This is a genomic window from Sphingomonas sp. 22R3R2A-7, from assembly GCF_036856055.1.
Classification (GTDB): domain Bacteria; phylum Pseudomonadota; class Alphaproteobacteria; order Sphingomonadales; family Sphingomonadaceae; genus Sphingomonas.
Genome location: NZ_JASPFR010000001.1, coordinates 3034427 through 3049309 on the forward strand (window position 1 = coordinate 3034427; position 14883 = coordinate 3049309).

Below are 14883 nucleotides of genomic sequence, written 5' to 3' on the forward strand. Positions count from 1 at the left end.
GGCGCGCGGGTTTTGCGGTCACACGGTCATCGCGCGGTACAGGCCGAACACGCTCGTCAGCGTCAGGATCGCGCCGACCATCGTCATCAGCACCTTCGCCGGAACGCGCTTGGCGAGGATCGCACCGAAGGGCGCGGCGAGCATTCCGCCGATCAGCAGCCCGACCGTGGCCTGGGTAAATGCGCCCCAGCCGAGCTGTGTGATGAAGGTCGCGGAGATCGTCGTTGTCAGGAAGAACTCGGCGGTGTTGACAGTACCGATCGTGGTGCGTGGTGCGGCACCCTGGACGAGCAGGTTCGACGTCACCACCGGTCCCCAGCCGCCACCCCCGGCGGCATCGAGGAACCCGCCGACCAGCCCGAGCGGCTCGACGATCTTCGGGGTCTTGCGCGCCGGCGGATGCCGAAGCCCGCGCCAGAGCAGATACAGCCCGATCCCGGTGAGATAGGCGAGGATGAACGGCTTGGTCGTGCTCGCATCGACGTTCGACAGGACGTACGCGCCCAGCACGCCGCCGATGACGCCGGGTATCATGAGGCGGAAGAACAGCCGCCAATCGACATTGCGGTGGAGCGCATGGCTGATCCCCGAGACTGCGGTGGTAAAGGTCTCGACGGTGTGGACGCCGGCCGAGGCCGCGGCAGGCGAGACGCCGATCCAGAGCAGCAACGTATTCGAGATCACGCCAAACGCCATGCCGAGCGCGCCGTCGACAACTTGTGCCGCGAAGCCGACGAGGATGAACGGCCAGATATAGGGAAGATGGGAACTGATCAGATCGATCAAGACAGGTCCTTCAGGTGCCTTCGGCGAGGAAACGGCAGCGCGTGAAACGCGACGGAAACAGCGCGTTGAACGCGACGGCAAGTGCGACAACGACGCTCGCCTCAAAATCGATGCACGCGTGGAGCGCGGCGATCATGGGGCGGGCGTCGCGGGTCACGATGGCGAGCCCGGCGCGCGACCGGACCCATGCGAGATGCGGCCGGCTGGAAATCGGCCGGACGAGCTCCTAAATGAACGAACCGCTAAGGGGAATGCGCATGTTGAGCCGGCTTGCCGCCTATCTTGATCTCGATCCGGGCGCGTGACCCTGCACCGCATTCGCGCGCGGAGATCATGCTGTACCCCGGCGTCTGGGCGCTCGGGCTCCACCGGGTCGCGCATCGGCTGTACAAGTCCGACGCGTTTTTCCTCGCGCGGTGCGTCAATCATTTTGCGCGGTTCATGACCGCGATCGACATTCATCCCGGCGCGACGATCGGTCGCAACTTCTTCATCGACCACGGCTTCGTCGTGATCGGCGAAACGTCGCTGATCGGCGACGACGTGACGATCTATCAGTGCGTGACGCTCGGCGGGACCAGCCCCGACAACGGGGTTGCCGGAAAGCGGCACCCGACGATCTCGGACGGCGCGATCATCGGCTCGGGTGCACAGGTGCTCGGCCCGATCACGCTCGGCCGCCGCTCGCGCGTGGGCGCCAACGCAGTCGTTACGCGCGACGTCCCGGAGGGGACGACCGTCGTCGGTATCCCCGCACGCGCTACCACGGTCGAGGGTGGCGCCGCGCCCGAGGCGCCGCGCTTCGTGCCCTATGGTACGCCGTGCAGCGAAGGCTTCGACCCGGCGACGCAGAAGATGGAGATCATGCGCTGCGAGCTCGAGACGATGCGCAAACGTCTCGATTCTGTTGCTCGCGGAGCAGGACGTGCTCGGTGCGCGCAGTCCCGGGCAGGCGGACGCGGTCGATGCTCTCGATATCCGACAGGATCTGCGCGACCGCGCTTGATGAGCAACGTCACCCCTTTTCCGACGCGTGCGACCGCGCCGAGCCAGATCGGATTCGACCGGGTCGAGCTGTCACGGATACTCGACCTGTACGGCCGCATGGTCGCCGCCGGGCATTGGCGCGATTATGCGATCGATCTCGGCAAGGACGCCGCGGTCTTCGCATGTTTCCGTCGTGCGGCCGAGCGCCCCGAGTTCCGCATCGAGAAACGTCCCGCGCTGCGCAGCCGGCAGGGAATGTGGGCGCTTGTCGGGGAGGGCGGCGCGGTGATCAAGCGCGGTCACGAGCTCGGACCCGTGCTGGCTCCGGTCGAACGCCGGCTGATGAAGCTCGTTCAGGATTAGTCCTGCCATGATCGGGTGTGGGCCATCATCCCGAAACCGGTGGTCGGGATGATGGCGTCGAGCCCGTCTCCGTATAAGTCGAGCCCGTCCCCGTATAATCAGCGTCCCTGAAGCTTCGCGAGGATGCTCATCGACTGGTCCGCACCCGATTGCGGGACGAGTTCGGCGTCGCGGTCGATGATCTCGGCCCAGTGCGCCGCAACACCTTCCACCGACAGGTCGTCCCCCGTGAGCAGCTTGCCCTGCGTCAGCGTGACATAGGCTGCCTGAAACACGCCGGCGCCGGCGCCGACGATCATGTTGGTCGGGGCGTCCTCCGAGACCAGGTACACCGCGGCAGGCGCGACCTTGTCGGGCGAGAAGGCCTTGAACGCCTCTTCGGGAAAAATGTCCTGCGTCATCCGCGTACCCGCGGTCGGCGCGATCGTGTTCACCTTGATGTTGTTTTTCGCGCCCTCGATCGCGAGCGTCTTGGTGAGCCCCGCAAGCCCGAGCTTGGCCGCGCCGTAATTCGCCTGACCGAAATTGCCGTAGAGACCGGTCGACGACGCGGTCATCAGGATGCGGCCGTAATTCTGCGCGCGCATCGTGTCCCACACCGCCTTGGTGGCGTTGGCAGACCCGTTGAGGTGGACGTCGACGACGAACTTGAAGTCGGCCGGCTCCATCTTCGCGAAGCTCTTGTCGCGCAGCACGCCCGCATTGTTGATGAGGATATGGACGCCGCCCCAGGCTTCGGTGGCGCGCGCGACCATCGCGACCATCTGGTCATAATCGCTGACGCTGCCGCCATCGGCGATCGCCTCACCACCCGCCGCGCGAATTTCCTCGACGACCTGCAAGGCGGCGTCGGACTGACCCGTGCCGTCGCGTGCGCCACCGAGATCGTTGACGACGACCTTCGCGCCACGCCGGGCGAGTTCGCGGGCATATTCGCGGCCGAGGCCACCACCGGCGCCGGTGACGATCGCAACGCGGCCTTCAAAGCTGATCGATCCGAAGCTGTCGGACATGGAAAAGGCGCTCCTCTCTTATCGTTGGAGCGCCTTTCCTAGAACGTAAGGCGGACGGCGCAAGCGGCGGGATGTCCCACCGCCTGGCCGTCCTGTCAGGGCTTACTTGCCGCCGCGGTTCTTGCAGCCGTCCTTCACCGTGCGCGAGCACGTCGGATATTCCGCGGGCGCCGGGGTCGGCGGCGTCACCGTCGGCTGGCCGAACACGATGTTCGCGCCCCCGGGGGCTGCCATCGGTGCGGCGGGTGCTGCTGGCGGCGGCGGGGCCATCGGTGCGGCGGGTGCCGCGGGATCTGCTGCCATGGCGGGGTCTGCCGGTGCTGCGGGATCAGCCGGCGGCGGCGGTGCCATGGGCTCGGCCGGTGCGGTCTGCGCGGCGGGGTCGGCCGGTGGCATCGTCTGCGGCGCGGTCTGCGCGATCACTGGCGTTGCGAGCAGCGCTGCTGCGGCGAGTAGGATGGACTTCATGCGAATCTCCTAAATTCTTGGAGCGCAAATCTGTTAGCGCGACGGGTGAACGCACTAACTCCCGGTTGGGTCCTTCGTTTCGCATCCGATTCCAACCGGACCATCCTGCCGATGCACTATAGGCACGCCGGGCGACTGTTTGCGCGACGCGCGAATTACCCACCGGTATCGAGCGAATAGCCAGCGGATCGTACGGTGCGGATGATATCCGGCCGCTCGCCGGTGTTGATCGCCTTGCGCAGTCGCCGGATATGCACGTCGACGGTGCGCGATTCGATGTCCGAATCATGCCCCCACACGGCGTCGAGCAGCCGTTCGCGCGAGAACACCCAGCCGGGATGCTCGAGGAAATGCTTGAGCAGCCGGAATTCGGTCGGCCCGAGCGAGACGACCTCTCCCGACCGGCGAACCTTGTGACCCACCGTATCCATCTCGATATCGGCATAGGTCAGCGCCTCGCCGGCAAGCGCGGGCCGGACGCGCCGCAGCACCGCGCCGACACGTGCGACGAGTTCGCGCGGCGAAAACGGCTTGGTGACGTAATCGTCGGCACCCGTCTCGAGCCCGCGGACGCGGTCCTCCTCCTCGCCGCGCGCGGTCAGCATGATGATCGGCACGTTCTGCGTTTCGGGCGCGCGGCGCAGGCGGCGGCACACCTCGATCCCCGACAGCCCCTCGACCATCCAGTCGAGCAGGACGATGTCCGGCACCTTCTCGCGTGCGAGCAACAGCGCCTCCTCGCCATCAGGGGTATGCGCGATCTCGAAATCCTCGCGCTTGAAATGCCAGACGAGCAGCTCGGCAAGTGCGGCATCGTCCTCGACCAGCAGCATCCGTGCTCGGGTCATGACTCCAACTCCTGCATGCCGCCACGATCGCGGTCGGCCATCTGGGTTCCGGTCGCGGCGAAATAGACCATCTCGGCGACGTTGGTCGCATGGTCGCCGATCCGTTCGAGGTTCTTCGCGACGAACAGGAGGTGCGCGACCTGGCTGATCGTCTTGGGATTTTCGACCATGTAGGTCACCAGCGTGCGAAAGATGCTGTCGTAGAAATCGTCGAGCGCGGCGTCGCTTTCGACGACGTGCATCGCCGCCTCGAAATCGCGCGCGGCAAACGCGTCGAGCACCTCGTGGACCATCTCGCTCGCCATCCGGCCCATCGCGGGCAGGATCGAGATCGGCTCGATCCGGTGCTCGCTCTCGATCATCGGCACGCGCTTGGCGATGTTCTTGGCGTAATCGCCGATCCGCTCGACGACGCCCGCGATCTTCAGCGCGGCGACGACCTCGCGCAGGTCGATCGCCATCGGCGCACGCAGCGCGATGATCTGCACCGCGAGCCGCTCGACCTCCGCCTCGATCGCGTCAATCTGCTTGTCCGCCGCGCGGACCTCGCGTGCGAGCGCGATGTCGTTGCGCTGGAGCGCCTTCATCGCGTTGGCGATCGCGTCCTCGGCGAGGCCGCCCATCTGCGAGATGAGGCCCCGGAGGCGGCCGATCTCGTCGTCGAAGACCTTTACGGTATGCGTGTTCATCGGTCCCGTCCCCATCAGCCGTAGCGGCCGGTGATGTAATCTTTCGTGCGTTCCTCGCGCGGGTTGGTGAAGATGGCGGAGGTGTCGCCATATTCGACCAAAGTGCCGAGGTGGAAAAACGCCGTGCGCTGGCTGACGCGCGCCGCCTGCTGCATGTTGTGCGTGACGATCACGATCGCATAGCGGCCGCGCAGTTCGTGGATCAGCTCCTCGATCTTGGCGGTCGCGATCGGGTCGAGCGCGCTGCACGGCTCGTCCATCAGGATCACCTCGGGATCGACCGCGATCGCGCGCGCGATGCACAGCCGCTGCTGCTGCCCACCCGACAGCGCGGTGCCGCTGTCGGTCAGGCGATCCTTGACCTCGTCCCACAGACCCGCACGCCGCAGCGACTTCTCGACGATCTGGTCGAGGTCGCTCTTGGGGCCCGCCAGCCCGTGGATGCGCGGGCCGTAAGCGACGTTCTCGTAGATCGACTTGGGGAAGGGGTTCGGCTTCTGGAACACCATGCCGACGCGCGCGCGCAGCTGGACGACGTCCATGTCGGCGGCATAGATATCGTGCCCGTCGAGCTCGATCTTTCCTTCGACGCGCGCGCTGGCGACGGTGTCGTTCATGCGGTTGAGCGTGCGCAGGAAGGTCGACTTGCCACAGCCCGACGGGCCGATGAATGCGGTGACATTGTCCATGTCGACGTCGATCGACACATTGTCGATCGCGCGCTTCTGGCCGTAATAGACGCTGACGTCGCGCGCGGTCATTTTATGGTTGGTCATTACCAGCGGGTCTCGAACTTGTTGCGGAGGTAGATCGCGACGCCGTTCATCGCGAGCAGGAAGACGAGCAGGACGATGATCGCGGCCGACGTCTTCTCGACGAAACCGCGGCTGACCTGGTCGGACCACAGGAAGATCTGCACGGGCAGCACGGTCGCAGGGTCGCGCAGCCCCGATGGCGGTGCGGCGATGAACGCGCGCATGCCGATCATCAGCAGCGGCGCGGTCTCGCCGAGTGCGCGGGCCATGCCGATGATCGTACCCGTCAGGATGCCGGGCAGCGCGAGCGGCAGGACGTGGTGGAAGACGACCTGGACCGGCGACGCGCCGATGCCGAGCGCGGCGTCGCGGATCGACGGCGGCACCGCCTTGATCGCGTTGCGCCCGGCGATGACGATCACCGGCATCGTCATCAGCGCGAGCGTCAGCCCGCCGACGATCGGCGCCGAGCGCGGCATCCCGAACGTGCCGAGGAACACCGCGAGCCCGAGCAGACCGAAGATGATCGAGGGTACCGCGGCCAGGTTGTTGATCGACACCTCGATCAGGTCGGTCCAGCGGTTCTTCGGCGCATATTCCTCGAGATACAGCGCGGACAGCACGCCGATCGGGAAGGCGAGCAGCAGCGTGACGATCATCGTCAGCAGCGAGCCCTTGAACGCGCCCCAGATGCCGACGCGCGTCGCATCGGTCGAATCGGCGGTGGTCAGGAACGTCATGCTCAGCCCGCGCGTCAGCACGCCGCGCGCCTTGAGCCGGGCAACGACCGCCTCCGCCTCGGGCGGGCCATCGCCCTTGGCGGCCATGTCGACCGGGCTCGCGACGGGCACGTCGATCACCGTCTTGCGCGACAGCAGGCCGGGATCTGCCTTCAGCGCATCGCGCACCGTGACCCACGCGCCGTCGGACAACAGGCCTTCGCCATCCTTGCCGAACGCGTCCGTCGCCGCGCTGTCGACCGTGCCCTCGAGCCCGGCACCGGCCAGCGCCAGATCGGCACCACGCGTCTGCAATCGCGCAGGATCGATCGGCAGCGCGGCGGCGGTGAAGTCGATCGGCAACGCGACCCGCGTCTCGACGAACCCGCTCGCGCCCTGCCACAGCATCGACGCCAGCAGGAAGGCGAGGAACCCCGCCGACAGCCAGACCGCGGCAAGCCCGGCGAGCCGGAACCGGCGCTCGGCCGCATAGCGGCGGCGGATGCGCGTCTGCATCGCCTTCGTCGTCCAGTCGGTCGGCACACGCGCCGTGGCCGGCTTCGGCTCGGGCGTGCCGATGAAGGGGGTGACGCTATTCATAGGCTTCGCGGTACCGTTTCACGACCGTCAGCGCGACGATGTTGAGGAGCAGGGTGACGACGAACAGCGTCAGCCCCAGCGCAAAGGCGGCGAGCGTCTTGGCGCTGTCGAATTCGGCCTCGCCGGTCAGTAGGTCGACGATCTGTTTGGTGACGGTCGTCGTGCTGGCGAACGGGTTGAGCGTCAGCGTCGCGACGCCGCTGGCGGCCATCACGACGATCATCGTCTCGCCGATCGCGCGGCTGACCGCGAGGAGGACACCGCCGACCACGCCGGGCAGCGCGGCGGGGAGCAGCACGCGGCGGATCGTCTCGGACGAGGTCGCGCCCATCGCCAGGCTGCCGTCGCGCATCGACGAGGGGACCGCGGCGATCGAATCGTCCGCCATCGACGAGACGAACGGGATGATCATGATCCCCATCACGAGCCCCGCCGCCAGCGCGCTCTCCGACGAAGCCCAGCTGATCCCGATCCACACCGCGAAATCGCGCACCGCAGGGGCGACGGTCAGCGCGGCGAAATAGCCATAGACCACGGTCGGCACGCCCGCGAGCACCTCGAGGATCGGCTTCATCCACTTGCGCGTCGTCGGGGCGGCATATTGCGTGAGGTAGATCGCGCTCATCAGCCCGAACGGGATCGCGACGATCATCGCGATCACCGCGCCGATGAAGAACGTCCCCCAGAACAGCGGCACCGCACCGAGCGACGCGCCCGGATCGCGCGCATCGACGACCTGCGGGCTCCAGTGCGTGCCGAACAGGAAGTCGGTGATCGGCACGATCGAGAAGAAGCGTGCGGATTCGTAGAGCAGCGAGGCGACGATGCCGACCGTGGTCAGGATCGCGATCAGCGACGCGCCGAGCAGCAGGATCATGACGATCCGCTCGACCCGCGTCCGCGCGCCGAACCCCGGCCGCACGCGCAGGAACGCGAAGGTCCCGCCGGCAAAGGCCAGCAGCAGCGCGAGCGCGGTCGCGATCCAGTCGAACCGCGACTGCGCGGCGGCATAGACCGGCGACAGCACGCGGGCGAGCTCGTGGAACGCGCCGAAGCTGCGTCCTTCGGCGAGGCTGCGCGCCTCCGACAGGATCGACGCGCGGTCGAAGCCCGGTGGCGGCAGCTGCACCGCGGCGGGGCTGGCAAGCACGGTGTCGGTGACGAGCGCGGGCGCGACGAGCGACCAGGCGACGAGGAAGACGAGCGGCGGGATCGCGGTCCACAGCGCGACATACCAGCCATGATGCGAGGGCAGCGAGCTGAACCGCGCGGTGCTGCCGACACGGAACCGCGCCGCGCGCATCCGGGCGCTCAGCCACGCGATCAGCCCGAGCCCGAGGACGAGGAACAGCAATGCGATCGGCGACATCAGGCGTGGCCTTCCATTGCTGCCACCCCGGCATGCGCCACGCGAATACCGACCTGTACCATTCCGGCGTTCGCCTGGGTGGTGCGGTCCTCGTGTAAGGGCAAAAGCGGGGGCATCACGACAGCACCGCCGGATCGAGGATCGTCTCGTTGGCGATGATCGCTGCGGATCGTGCCTGGATTTCCGGCGGGGCGGCGATCAGGCCGCGCCTGACCAGCGGCCCGGTCGCACTCCAGTTCGCGGCATAGAGTTTCAGCAATGTCCGCAGTCCCGGAATAGCACTCAGATGCGCCTTCTTCACATAGATGTAGAGCGGGCGCGATCCGGGATAGCGATTGTCCGCGATCGTCGCATAGGTCGGCGCGACGCCGGAAATCGCGACGCCGTTCACGTCGTTCTTGTTCTCCTCCAGATAGCTGTAGCCGAACACCCCGATCGCGTTGGGGTTGGACTGGAGCTTCTGGACGATCAGATTGTCGTTCTCGCCGGCGTCGACGTACATCCCGTCCTCGCGGACGCGCGTGCACAGCGCCTTGTGTGCGTCGGGATCGGACTTGGCGAGCGGCTTGGCGGTCGGATCGCTCGCCTCGCACCCCTTGGTCAGGATCAGTTCGGCGAGCGCATCGCGCGTGCCGCTCGTCGCGGGCGGGCCATAGACCTGGATCGGGATCGCGGGCAGCGCGGGGTTCACGTCGCGCCAGACGCGCGCGGTATTGGGCGTGCCGCCCGGACGCGCGGCGAGCGCCTTGTACAGGTCGGTCGGCGTCAGCTGCATCTTGGGGCCGTTCTTCGCCTCGGCAAAGGCGATGCCGTCGATCCCGACCTGGATCTCAAGGATCTGGCCCGCGCCGTTGGCCGCGCAGGATTTATACTCGCTCGCCTTCATCCGGCGCGACGCATCCTCGATATCGGGATGTCCCGCGCCGATGCCCGCACAGAACAGCTTCATGCCGGCGCCGGTGCCGGTCGACTCGATGACCGGCGCCTTGGCGTCGGGATCGTTCGCGACCAGCTGCTCGGCGATCATCGTCGTGAACGGATAGACGGTCGACGATCCCACCGCGGTGATCTGATCGCGCGACCCTGCACCGCCGCCATTGGCCTGATCGACGCACCCGGCCGAGAGCACGGCGATCGCCAGCCCTGAAATCATCCCGATACGCTGCACGTCGATCCCCGTCATGGCCGCGTCCTAGCGTGGCTTGAGCGGATCCTGTGTGACAGTTGCGTTACCGTTTGATGACACGCGTCGAATTGCCGGCCGCATCGCTCGCCCCGCCGCGCCCCGGCGGCAGCGTCACCGAGACGGTCGTGCCGACACCGACCTGGCTGCTGATGTCGAGACGACCGCGGTGGCGCTCGACGATGTGCTTGACGATCGCGAGGCCAAGTCCCGTCCCGCCGACCGATCGGCTCCGCCCCGCATCGGCGCGGTAGAACCGTTCGGTCAGCCGCGGAATGTGCATCGCGGCGATCCCGTCGCCCTCGTCGCGCACCGACAGCCGCACCATCCCGCTGTCGTCGCGGGTCAGCGTGATCGCGATCGGCGTCCCGGCGCGGCCATATTTCATCGCGTTCCCGACCAGATTGTGCAGCATCTGCGACAGCTGCACACGGTCGCCCGAGACCGTATCGACGTCGGGGGCGATCGTCGCGACCAGGTCGCGTCCGCGATTGCTCGCGCCGTCGGCAAGCTCCGAACGCACGTCCTCGACGAGGCGGGCAAGGTCGATCGGCGTGTCGGGAACGCGATATTTTTCCGCCTCGATCCGGCTGAGCGAGATCAGGTCCTCGATCAGCCGCAGCATCCGCTTCGCCTCGTCGTCCATGACCTTCAGGAAGCGCGCGCGGATCGCCGGATCCTCGCCCGCCTCGTCGCTGAGCGTTTCGATGAAGCCGAGGATCGAGGCGAGCGGCGTGCGCAGTTCATGGCTGGCGTTCGCGACGAAATCGACACGCATCCGCTCGGCGGCATGATGGCCGGTCTGGTCGATCAGATGGACGATACGCTGACCGTCCGACACTTCGCCGACACGCATCTCCCAATGCTGGTCGCGCGTGCCGAGCCCGACCAGCGCGATCGGCGGCGTCTCGCGCAGGACGGATCCGGATGACAGTGCCTCCGCCGCGGCGGGGTGGCGGATCGCGACGCGCGCATCCTCGCCGACGATATGGTCGCCGAGCAGCGCGCGGGCGGCGCTGTTCGCGAGCCCGACGCGCCCTTCGCGGACGAGCAGCACGGGCCCGACGATCGCGTCCAGCGTCTCGTCGAGGATCGCCGTGCCGGGGGCGGCGCCTCCTCGGTGGCTGCCGGCGATTCGTCGCCGGTCCCGGCCGCGACCAACGCCGCCGCGACACCGCCGACCAGCGCGACGAGCGTTTCCTGGACGGACTGGCCGATCGCGAAGACGGCGCCCGCCGCACCCGCCGCCACGATGATCGCCCAAAAGGTGCGCAGGCCAAATCCGGTCAACATGCGCGCCTGTCTACCGCATCGGCGGCACGGCGCCAGCCCGTCCCGCAACGGCACGGCGCGACCGACGCGACGGGGCCGTTGCTTGCCTCGTCTTCAGCTTTGTGAAAGGGCTTTGGTGTAGCGGAGACCCGATGAGCGACGATACGCGCCCCGATGACGACCAGCCGATCGGCGCCGACCCGGTGGCGAGCCGGCGTCGCGTCCTCGCGCTCGGCGCGGTTGGTGCGGCGGCGGTCGTTTCGATCCGTCCCGCGCTCGCGCAGACCGCGGGATCGGTGCTGAACTGCGACATCCCGGTGCCCGATCCGGGCCGCGCGGGCAGCTTCATCGATGCGCAGGGCAAGGTGGTGCCATCGGGTACCAAGGGCGCATTTCCCGGTGCGACGCGGCCGTTCAAGGGCGAGGAGGTCAAGCGCACGCTGGCGACCGGCGCGCAGCTGCCCGGAACCGACGCCGAACGCAGCCGCGCCTATGTGAACTATATCCGCCGGTTGCAGCGTGGCCAGGGCGGCTTCACCTGCTTTGCCTCGTTGCAGATGCCGCGCGGCTGACGCCGTGGACGATGCCGCGCCGGTGACGTTTCGCGCGGATCCGTCGGATGCGCGGCGGGCCGCGCCGCTCGATGCGTTCACCGCGGTCTATCATCGGCGGTCGGGCATCACGCACCTGCTGACCGAACCCGCGCCGCAGATCCTGGCGATCCTGAGCGAGCACGGCCTGTCGCTCGACGCGCTGCTCGCGCGTCTTTCGCAGGACTATGATCTTGCCGACCCGACGCGCGACGCACTCGCGGCGCGGCTCGACGAGCTGATCGTGGCAGGGCTGGTGACGGCGTCGTGAGACACGCGGTATCGCTGCGGATCGGGCCGATCGGCTTTCGGATCGGGTCGGACTGGCGCGCGCCGATGGACCAGCTTCGCAGCCTCTATCGTGACTATCCGCAGCCGTACGACGGGGTCGCGGATTATACCGTGCGACTGTTCGCGCGACGACCCTGGCGGCAGTGGATTCGCCCATCGGTGGAGATCGGGGGCGACTATATGCTGCCGGAGGCCGCGCCGCTGCCGTTGCGGCAGGGCCTGCTCGCGGCCGAGATGGCGATGAACCTGCAGATGGCGCTGGGCGCGCGGCGGTATCTGCTGCTCCACGCTTCGGCGGTGGAGCGTGACGGGCGTGCGGTGCTCATGACGGGCATCTCGGGCGCGGGCAAGTCGACGCTGGCGACATTGCTCGCGGCGCGGGGGTGGCGGTTCATGGGCGACGAGTTCGCATTGCTCGACCCACAGACCGGACTGGTCCACGCATTCCCGCGTCTGATCAGCCTCAAGAACGAGGCGATCGCAGCGGCCCAGGGTGCGTCGCCGACCGCGCGGATGGGGCCATTGCTCGCGTCGACGCCGAAGGGCGACATCCGTCACATGGTTCCCGACGCGCGCGCGATCGCGGCGATGGACGTGCCGGCGACGCCTGCGCTGTTGCTGTTCCCGCGCTACGGGTTCGCGGCGGCGGTGCGCGCCGTTCCGCCCGCCGAGGCGTTCGTGCGGATGACGCAGGCCTCGACCAACTATGTCGCGCTCGGCGAGCCCGGGTTCGCAGCGCTGACGGGGCTCATCGCCCGCATCCCGTCGATCGCGATCGACTATCCCGACGGTGACAGCGCGGTCGCACAGGTCGAGGCGTTGTGCGCGCCGCGATGACTGACCCCGTCACCCGAACCCCGGCGAGCGCGCGGTTTCTCGCGCAGGCACTGGCCGAACCGTCGATCGTGACGCGTCTCGATCCGGCGGGCTGGAGCGCGGTGCTGACGATGGCGCGGGCGGAGCAGTTGATCGGAACGCTCGCGACGCGGCTCGACGGCTTGCCGATGCCGGGGGCGGTCGCCGCTATCCTCGCCGACGCGCGCGCCGCAGCGGAGCAGGGCCGGCGTGCCGCGCTGTGGGAAGCGGAGATGGCGCGGCGGGCGCTCGCGCCGCTTGGCTGTCCGGTGGTGGTGCTGAAGGGGACCGCGTTTGTCGCCGCGGGGCTGATGGCGGGGCAGGGGCGGTCGATCGGCGATCTCGACATCCTCGTCCCGCGCGAGGCGCTGGATCCGGCAGAGACGGCGCTGCTCGCGGCGGGCTGGGAATGGGTGAAGCCCGATCCGTACGACGACGCCTATTACCGGCGCTGGATGCATGAATTGCCGCCGCTCATCCACCGCGAGCGCGACCGGATGATCGACGTCCACCACAGCATCCTGCCGCTTACCGCGCGCATCACGCCCGACCCGGTGGCGCTGATCGCGGACAGCGTGCCGCTCGGCAACGGGCTGTCCGTCCTGTCGCCGAACGGAATGATCGTCCATGCCGCCGCGCACCTGTTCGCCGATGGCGATCTCGCCGGCGGCCTGCGCAATCTGTGGGACGTCCGTTGCCTGATCGCGGAATTCGGCACGCAGGGCCTCGCGGACGACGCCGATCGCCACGGTCTGCGGATCGAGGTCGAGCGCGCGGTGCGTCTTGTCGAATGCCTGTTCGGAGAGCGCCGAGCGACCGGGATCGACCGGCTGTTCGTCCGTCGCATGACCGCGCGCGATGGGTGGGGGCGACCGACCCGGCCGGCCACGCGGCTCGCGTTCTACATCCGGTCGCACTGGCTGCGCATGCCGCCGGCAATGCTCGCGCGGCATCTATGGGCGAAATGGCGCAAGGCCCGCACGCGCGCCTAGTGCAGCGTGCGTATCCGCGGCGGGCGGCTCTGTCGTACCAGCGCGATGATCGCCACGACCACCGCGATCGCAATCGTGTCGGCGATCCAGTCGCGAATGTCGCAGTCGCGGTGCAGCGACGGAATGGACTGCAGCACCTCGACCATCGCGCCCAGAAACGACAGGCGTTCGAGCACCTTCCATCCGCGTGCGGCGGGATAGGCGAACGACGCGAGCGCCGCGAGCGTGGCGAAGGCGAGCATGTGCTGGAACTTGTCGCCGAACCGGTCGATCGGCAAATGCGGCGGCTTGGGCAACAGCGCCATGGTCATCGCGACGACGATCGCGACGACGAGCGCGATCTTGAAGAATCCGGTCAGGTCGCGGTCGCGCCTCATCGCGACAGGCCTTCGAGCGTGGGGATCAGCGCGTCGAACGCGTCGATCACCGCATCCGCGCCAAGCTCGTCGACCGGCTGCATCAGGAACCCGAAGCTGCAGGCGATCGCCGGAAGCCCCGCCGACTGCGCGGCCTGGATGTCGAAGATCGAATCGCCGACGAACGCCGCCCGGTCGCCCCGGGCCTGTTGCGCACAGAGCCGGACCATCTCGTGGATCGGCATCGGCGAGGGTTTGGACTGCGCCAGCGTATCGCCCCCGAGAACACAGGCGAACCGGTCGGTCAGGTCGAGCTGGTCGAGGACGATGCGCGCGAACCGCTCGATCTTGTTGGTGACGATCCCAAGCGTGACCCCGCGCGCCGCCAGCGCGTCGAGTGCATCGATCACGCCGGGATAGGGCCTCGTCAGCACGCAGATATTGGCTTCGTAATGCGCCAGCAGCGCGGCATGGAGGCGGTCGAGCATCGCCTCGTCATAGCCGCCCGTCGCGGTCAGCCCCTGTTTGAGCATGTGCCGCGCGCCGCCGCCGATCATCGGCTTGACCTGTCCCACGCTCAGCGCGGGGCGATCCGCCAGCGCGAGCGCGTGATTGACCGCGGCGGCCAGATCGCCGCTGGTATCGAGCAGCGTGCCGTCGAGGTCGAACCCGACGATATCGAAAGAAAAATGCGTCATTGCCCGGGTGCCTGCCAGCGGCACTATGGAATTGGCAAGGCTTTCGTGG

At 67.9% G+C, this 14883-nt stretch carries 18 protein-coding genes and 1 pseudogene; 6 read left to right on the plus strand and 13 right to left on the minus strand.

All coding sequences use genetic code 11. From position 1 onward, the window contains the following. Positions 1–18 precede the first annotated feature (18 nt). Both QP165_RS14520 and QP165_RS14525 read right to left on the minus strand, forming a co-directional pair. Positions 19–786, minus strand: a complete 768-nt coding sequence (locus QP165_RS14520) for a sulfite exporter TauE/SafE family protein (protein WP_056020649.1) — start codon at positions 784–786, stop codon at positions 19–21. A 10-nt stretch (positions 787–796) separates the two neighbouring features. Then, positions 797–943, minus strand: coding sequence for a hypothetical protein (locus QP165_RS14525; protein WP_333996168.1), 147 nt, complete (start codon positions 941–943; stop codon positions 797–799). 100 nt (positions 944–1043) lie between these two features. On the opposite strand from QP165_RS14525, the pseudogene epsC reads away from it, so the two are divergent. Then, a pseudogene (epsC, locus tag QP165_RS14530) lies at positions 1044–1695 on the plus strand (serine O-acetyltransferase EpsC); the annotation flags it as partial. 96 nt (positions 1696–1791) lie between these two features. Beyond that, positions 1792–2136, plus strand: a complete 345-nt coding sequence (locus QP165_RS14535) for a DUF2794 domain-containing protein (protein ID WP_056020652.1) — start codon at positions 1792–1794, stop codon at positions 2134–2136. Between the two features lie 98 nt (positions 2137–2234). Here QP165_RS14535 and QP165_RS14540 read toward each other — a convergent pair whose 3' ends face one another. The 9 genes from QP165_RS14540 to QP165_RS14580 all read right to left on the minus strand — a co-directional run bounded on the left by QP165_RS14540 (position 2235) and on the right by QP165_RS14580 (position 10837). Beyond that, positions 2235–3149, minus strand: a complete 915-nt coding sequence (locus tag QP165_RS14540) for an SDR family NAD(P)-dependent oxidoreductase (protein ID WP_333996169.1) — start codon at positions 3147–3149, stop codon at positions 2235–2237. 102 nt (positions 3150–3251) lie between these two features. Then, positions 3252–3617: a hypothetical protein gene (locus QP165_RS14545; RefSeq protein ID WP_333996170.1), complete on the minus strand. Its 366-nt coding sequence runs from the start codon at positions 3615–3617 to the stop codon at positions 3252–3254. Positions 3618–3772: 155 nt separating this feature from the next. Next, positions 3773–4465, minus strand: a complete 693-nt coding sequence (gene phoB, locus QP165_RS14550) for a phosphate regulon transcriptional regulator PhoB (RefSeq protein ID WP_056020659.1) — start codon at positions 4463–4465, stop codon at positions 3773–3775. Further along, positions 4462–5154, minus strand: a complete 693-nt coding sequence (gene phoU, locus QP165_RS14555; RefSeq protein WP_056022170.1) for a phosphate signaling complex protein PhoU — start codon at positions 5152–5154, stop codon at positions 4462–4464. The genes phoB and phoU overlap by 4 nt, the downstream gene beginning before the upstream one ends. Positions 5155–5168: 14 nt before the next feature. Then, positions 5169–5930 (minus strand): phosphate ABC transporter ATP-binding protein PstB, encoded by a 762-nt coding sequence (pstB, locus tag QP165_RS14560; protein WP_056020661.1) that lies wholly within the window; start codon positions 5928–5930, stop codon positions 5169–5171. Next, positions 5930–7144, minus strand: a complete 1215-nt coding sequence (gene pstA / locus QP165_RS14565) for a phosphate ABC transporter permease PstA (protein WP_333997041.1) — start codon at positions 7142–7144, stop codon at positions 5930–5932. The genes pstB and pstA overlap by 1 nt, the downstream gene beginning before the upstream one ends. A 76-nt stretch (positions 7145–7220) precedes the next feature. Then, complete coding sequence (pstC, locus tag QP165_RS14570; protein WP_056020667.1) at positions 7221–8597, minus strand: phosphate ABC transporter permease subunit PstC; 1377 nt, start codon at positions 8595–8597, stop codon at positions 7221–7223. A gap of 115 nt (positions 8598–8712) precedes the next feature. Further along, positions 8713–9780 (minus strand): substrate-binding domain-containing protein, encoded by a 1068-nt coding sequence (locus QP165_RS14575; RefSeq protein WP_333996171.1) that lies wholly within the window; start codon positions 9778–9780, stop codon positions 8713–8715. Positions 9781–9826: 46 nt separating this feature from the next. Further along, complete coding sequence (locus tag QP165_RS14580; protein ID WP_443019306.1) at positions 9827–10837, minus strand: sensor histidine kinase; 1011 nt, start codon at positions 10835–10837, stop codon at positions 9827–9829. A gap of 367 nt (positions 10838–11204) precedes the next feature. Between QP165_RS14580 and QP165_RS14585 the strand changes: the two genes are divergently transcribed. From QP165_RS14585 to QP165_RS14600, 4 genes are read left to right on the plus strand one after another with little or no spacing between them, the layout of a single operon-like run. Continuing rightward, positions 11205–11624, plus strand: coding sequence for a hypothetical protein (locus QP165_RS14585; RefSeq protein WP_333996172.1), 420 nt, complete (start codon positions 11205–11207; stop codon positions 11622–11624). A gap of 22 nt (positions 11625–11646) precedes the next feature. Beyond that, the gene (locus QP165_RS14590; RefSeq protein WP_333996173.1) at positions 11647–11913 is read left to right on the plus strand and encodes an HPr-rel-A system PqqD family peptide chaperone; all 267 of its coding nucleotides are present in this window, start codon (positions 11647–11649) and stop codon (positions 11911–11913) included. Further along, positions 11910–12770: an HprK-related kinase A gene (locus QP165_RS14595; RefSeq protein WP_333996174.1), complete on the plus strand. Its 861-nt coding sequence runs from the start codon at positions 11910–11912 to the stop codon at positions 12768–12770. The genes QP165_RS14590 and QP165_RS14595 overlap by 4 nt, the downstream gene beginning before the upstream one ends. After that, the gene (locus QP165_RS14600; RefSeq protein WP_333996175.1) at positions 12767–13780 is read left to right on the plus strand and encodes a nucleotidyltransferase domain-containing protein; all 1014 of its coding nucleotides are present in this window, start codon (positions 12767–12769) and stop codon (positions 13778–13780) included. The genes QP165_RS14595 and QP165_RS14600 overlap by 4 nt, the downstream gene beginning before the upstream one ends. On the opposite strand, the gene QP165_RS14605 is transcribed toward QP165_RS14600, so the two are convergent. Both QP165_RS14605 and QP165_RS14610 read right to left on the minus strand, forming a co-directional pair. After that, positions 13777–14157: a hypothetical protein gene (locus QP165_RS14605; protein ID WP_333996176.1), complete on the minus strand. Its 381-nt coding sequence runs from the start codon at positions 14155–14157 to the stop codon at positions 13777–13779. The genes QP165_RS14600 and QP165_RS14605 overlap by 4 nt on opposite strands. Further along, positions 14154–14834, minus strand: a complete 681-nt coding sequence (locus QP165_RS14610) for an HAD-IA family hydrolase (protein WP_333996177.1) — start codon at positions 14832–14834, stop codon at positions 14154–14156. Before QP165_RS14610 ends, QP165_RS14605 begins: the two co-directional genes overlap by 4 nt. Positions 14835–14883: the final 49 nt, after the last annotated feature.

Coding starts and splice junctions, on each gene's coding strand:
- QP165_RS14535 (WP_056020652.1), top strand. CDS start 1,792: ATGAGCAACGTCACCCCTTTTCCGACGCGTGCGACCGCGCCGAGCCAG.
- QP165_RS14540 (WP_333996169.1), bottom strand. CDS start 3,149: ATGTCCGACAGCTTCGGATCGATCAGCTTTGAAGGCCGCGTTGCGATC.
- QP165_RS14545 (WP_333996170.1), bottom strand. CDS start 3,617: ATGAAGTCCATCCTACTCGCCGCAGCAGCGCTGCTCGCAACGCCAGTG.
- phoB (WP_056020659.1), bottom strand. CDS start 4,465: ATGACCCGAGCACGGATGCTGCTGGTCGAGGACGATGCCGCACTTGCC.
- phoU (WP_056022170.1), bottom strand. CDS start 5,154: ATGAACACGCATACCGTAAAGGTCTTCGACGACGAGATCGGCCGCCTC.
- pstB (WP_056020661.1), bottom strand. CDS start 5,930: ATGACCAACCATAAAATGACCGCGCGCGACGTCAGCGTCTATTACGGC.
- pstA (WP_333997041.1), bottom strand. CDS start 7,144: ATGCAGACGCGCATCCGCCGCCGCTATGCGGCCGAGCGCCGGTTCCGG.
- pstC (WP_056020667.1), bottom strand. CDS start 8,597: ATGTCGCCGATCGCATTGCTGTTCCTCGTCCTCGGGCTCGGGCTGATC.
- QP165_RS14575 (WP_333996171.1), bottom strand. CDS start 9,780: ATGACGGGGATCGACGTGCAGCGTATCGGGATGATTTCAGGGCTGGCG.
- QP165_RS14585 (WP_333996172.1), top strand. CDS start 11,205: ATGAGCGACGATACGCGCCCCGATGACGACCAGCCGATCGGCGCCGAC.
- QP165_RS14600 (WP_333996175.1), top strand. CDS start 12,767: ATGACTGACCCCGTCACCCGAACCCCGGCGAGCGCGCGGTTTCTCGCG.
- QP165_RS14605 (WP_333996176.1), bottom strand. CDS start 14,157: ATGAGGCGCGACCGCGACCTGACCGGATTCTTCAAGATCGCGCTCGTC.
- QP165_RS14610 (WP_333996177.1), bottom strand. CDS start 14,834: ATGACGCATTTTTCTTTCGATATCGTCGGGTTCGACCTCGACGGCACG.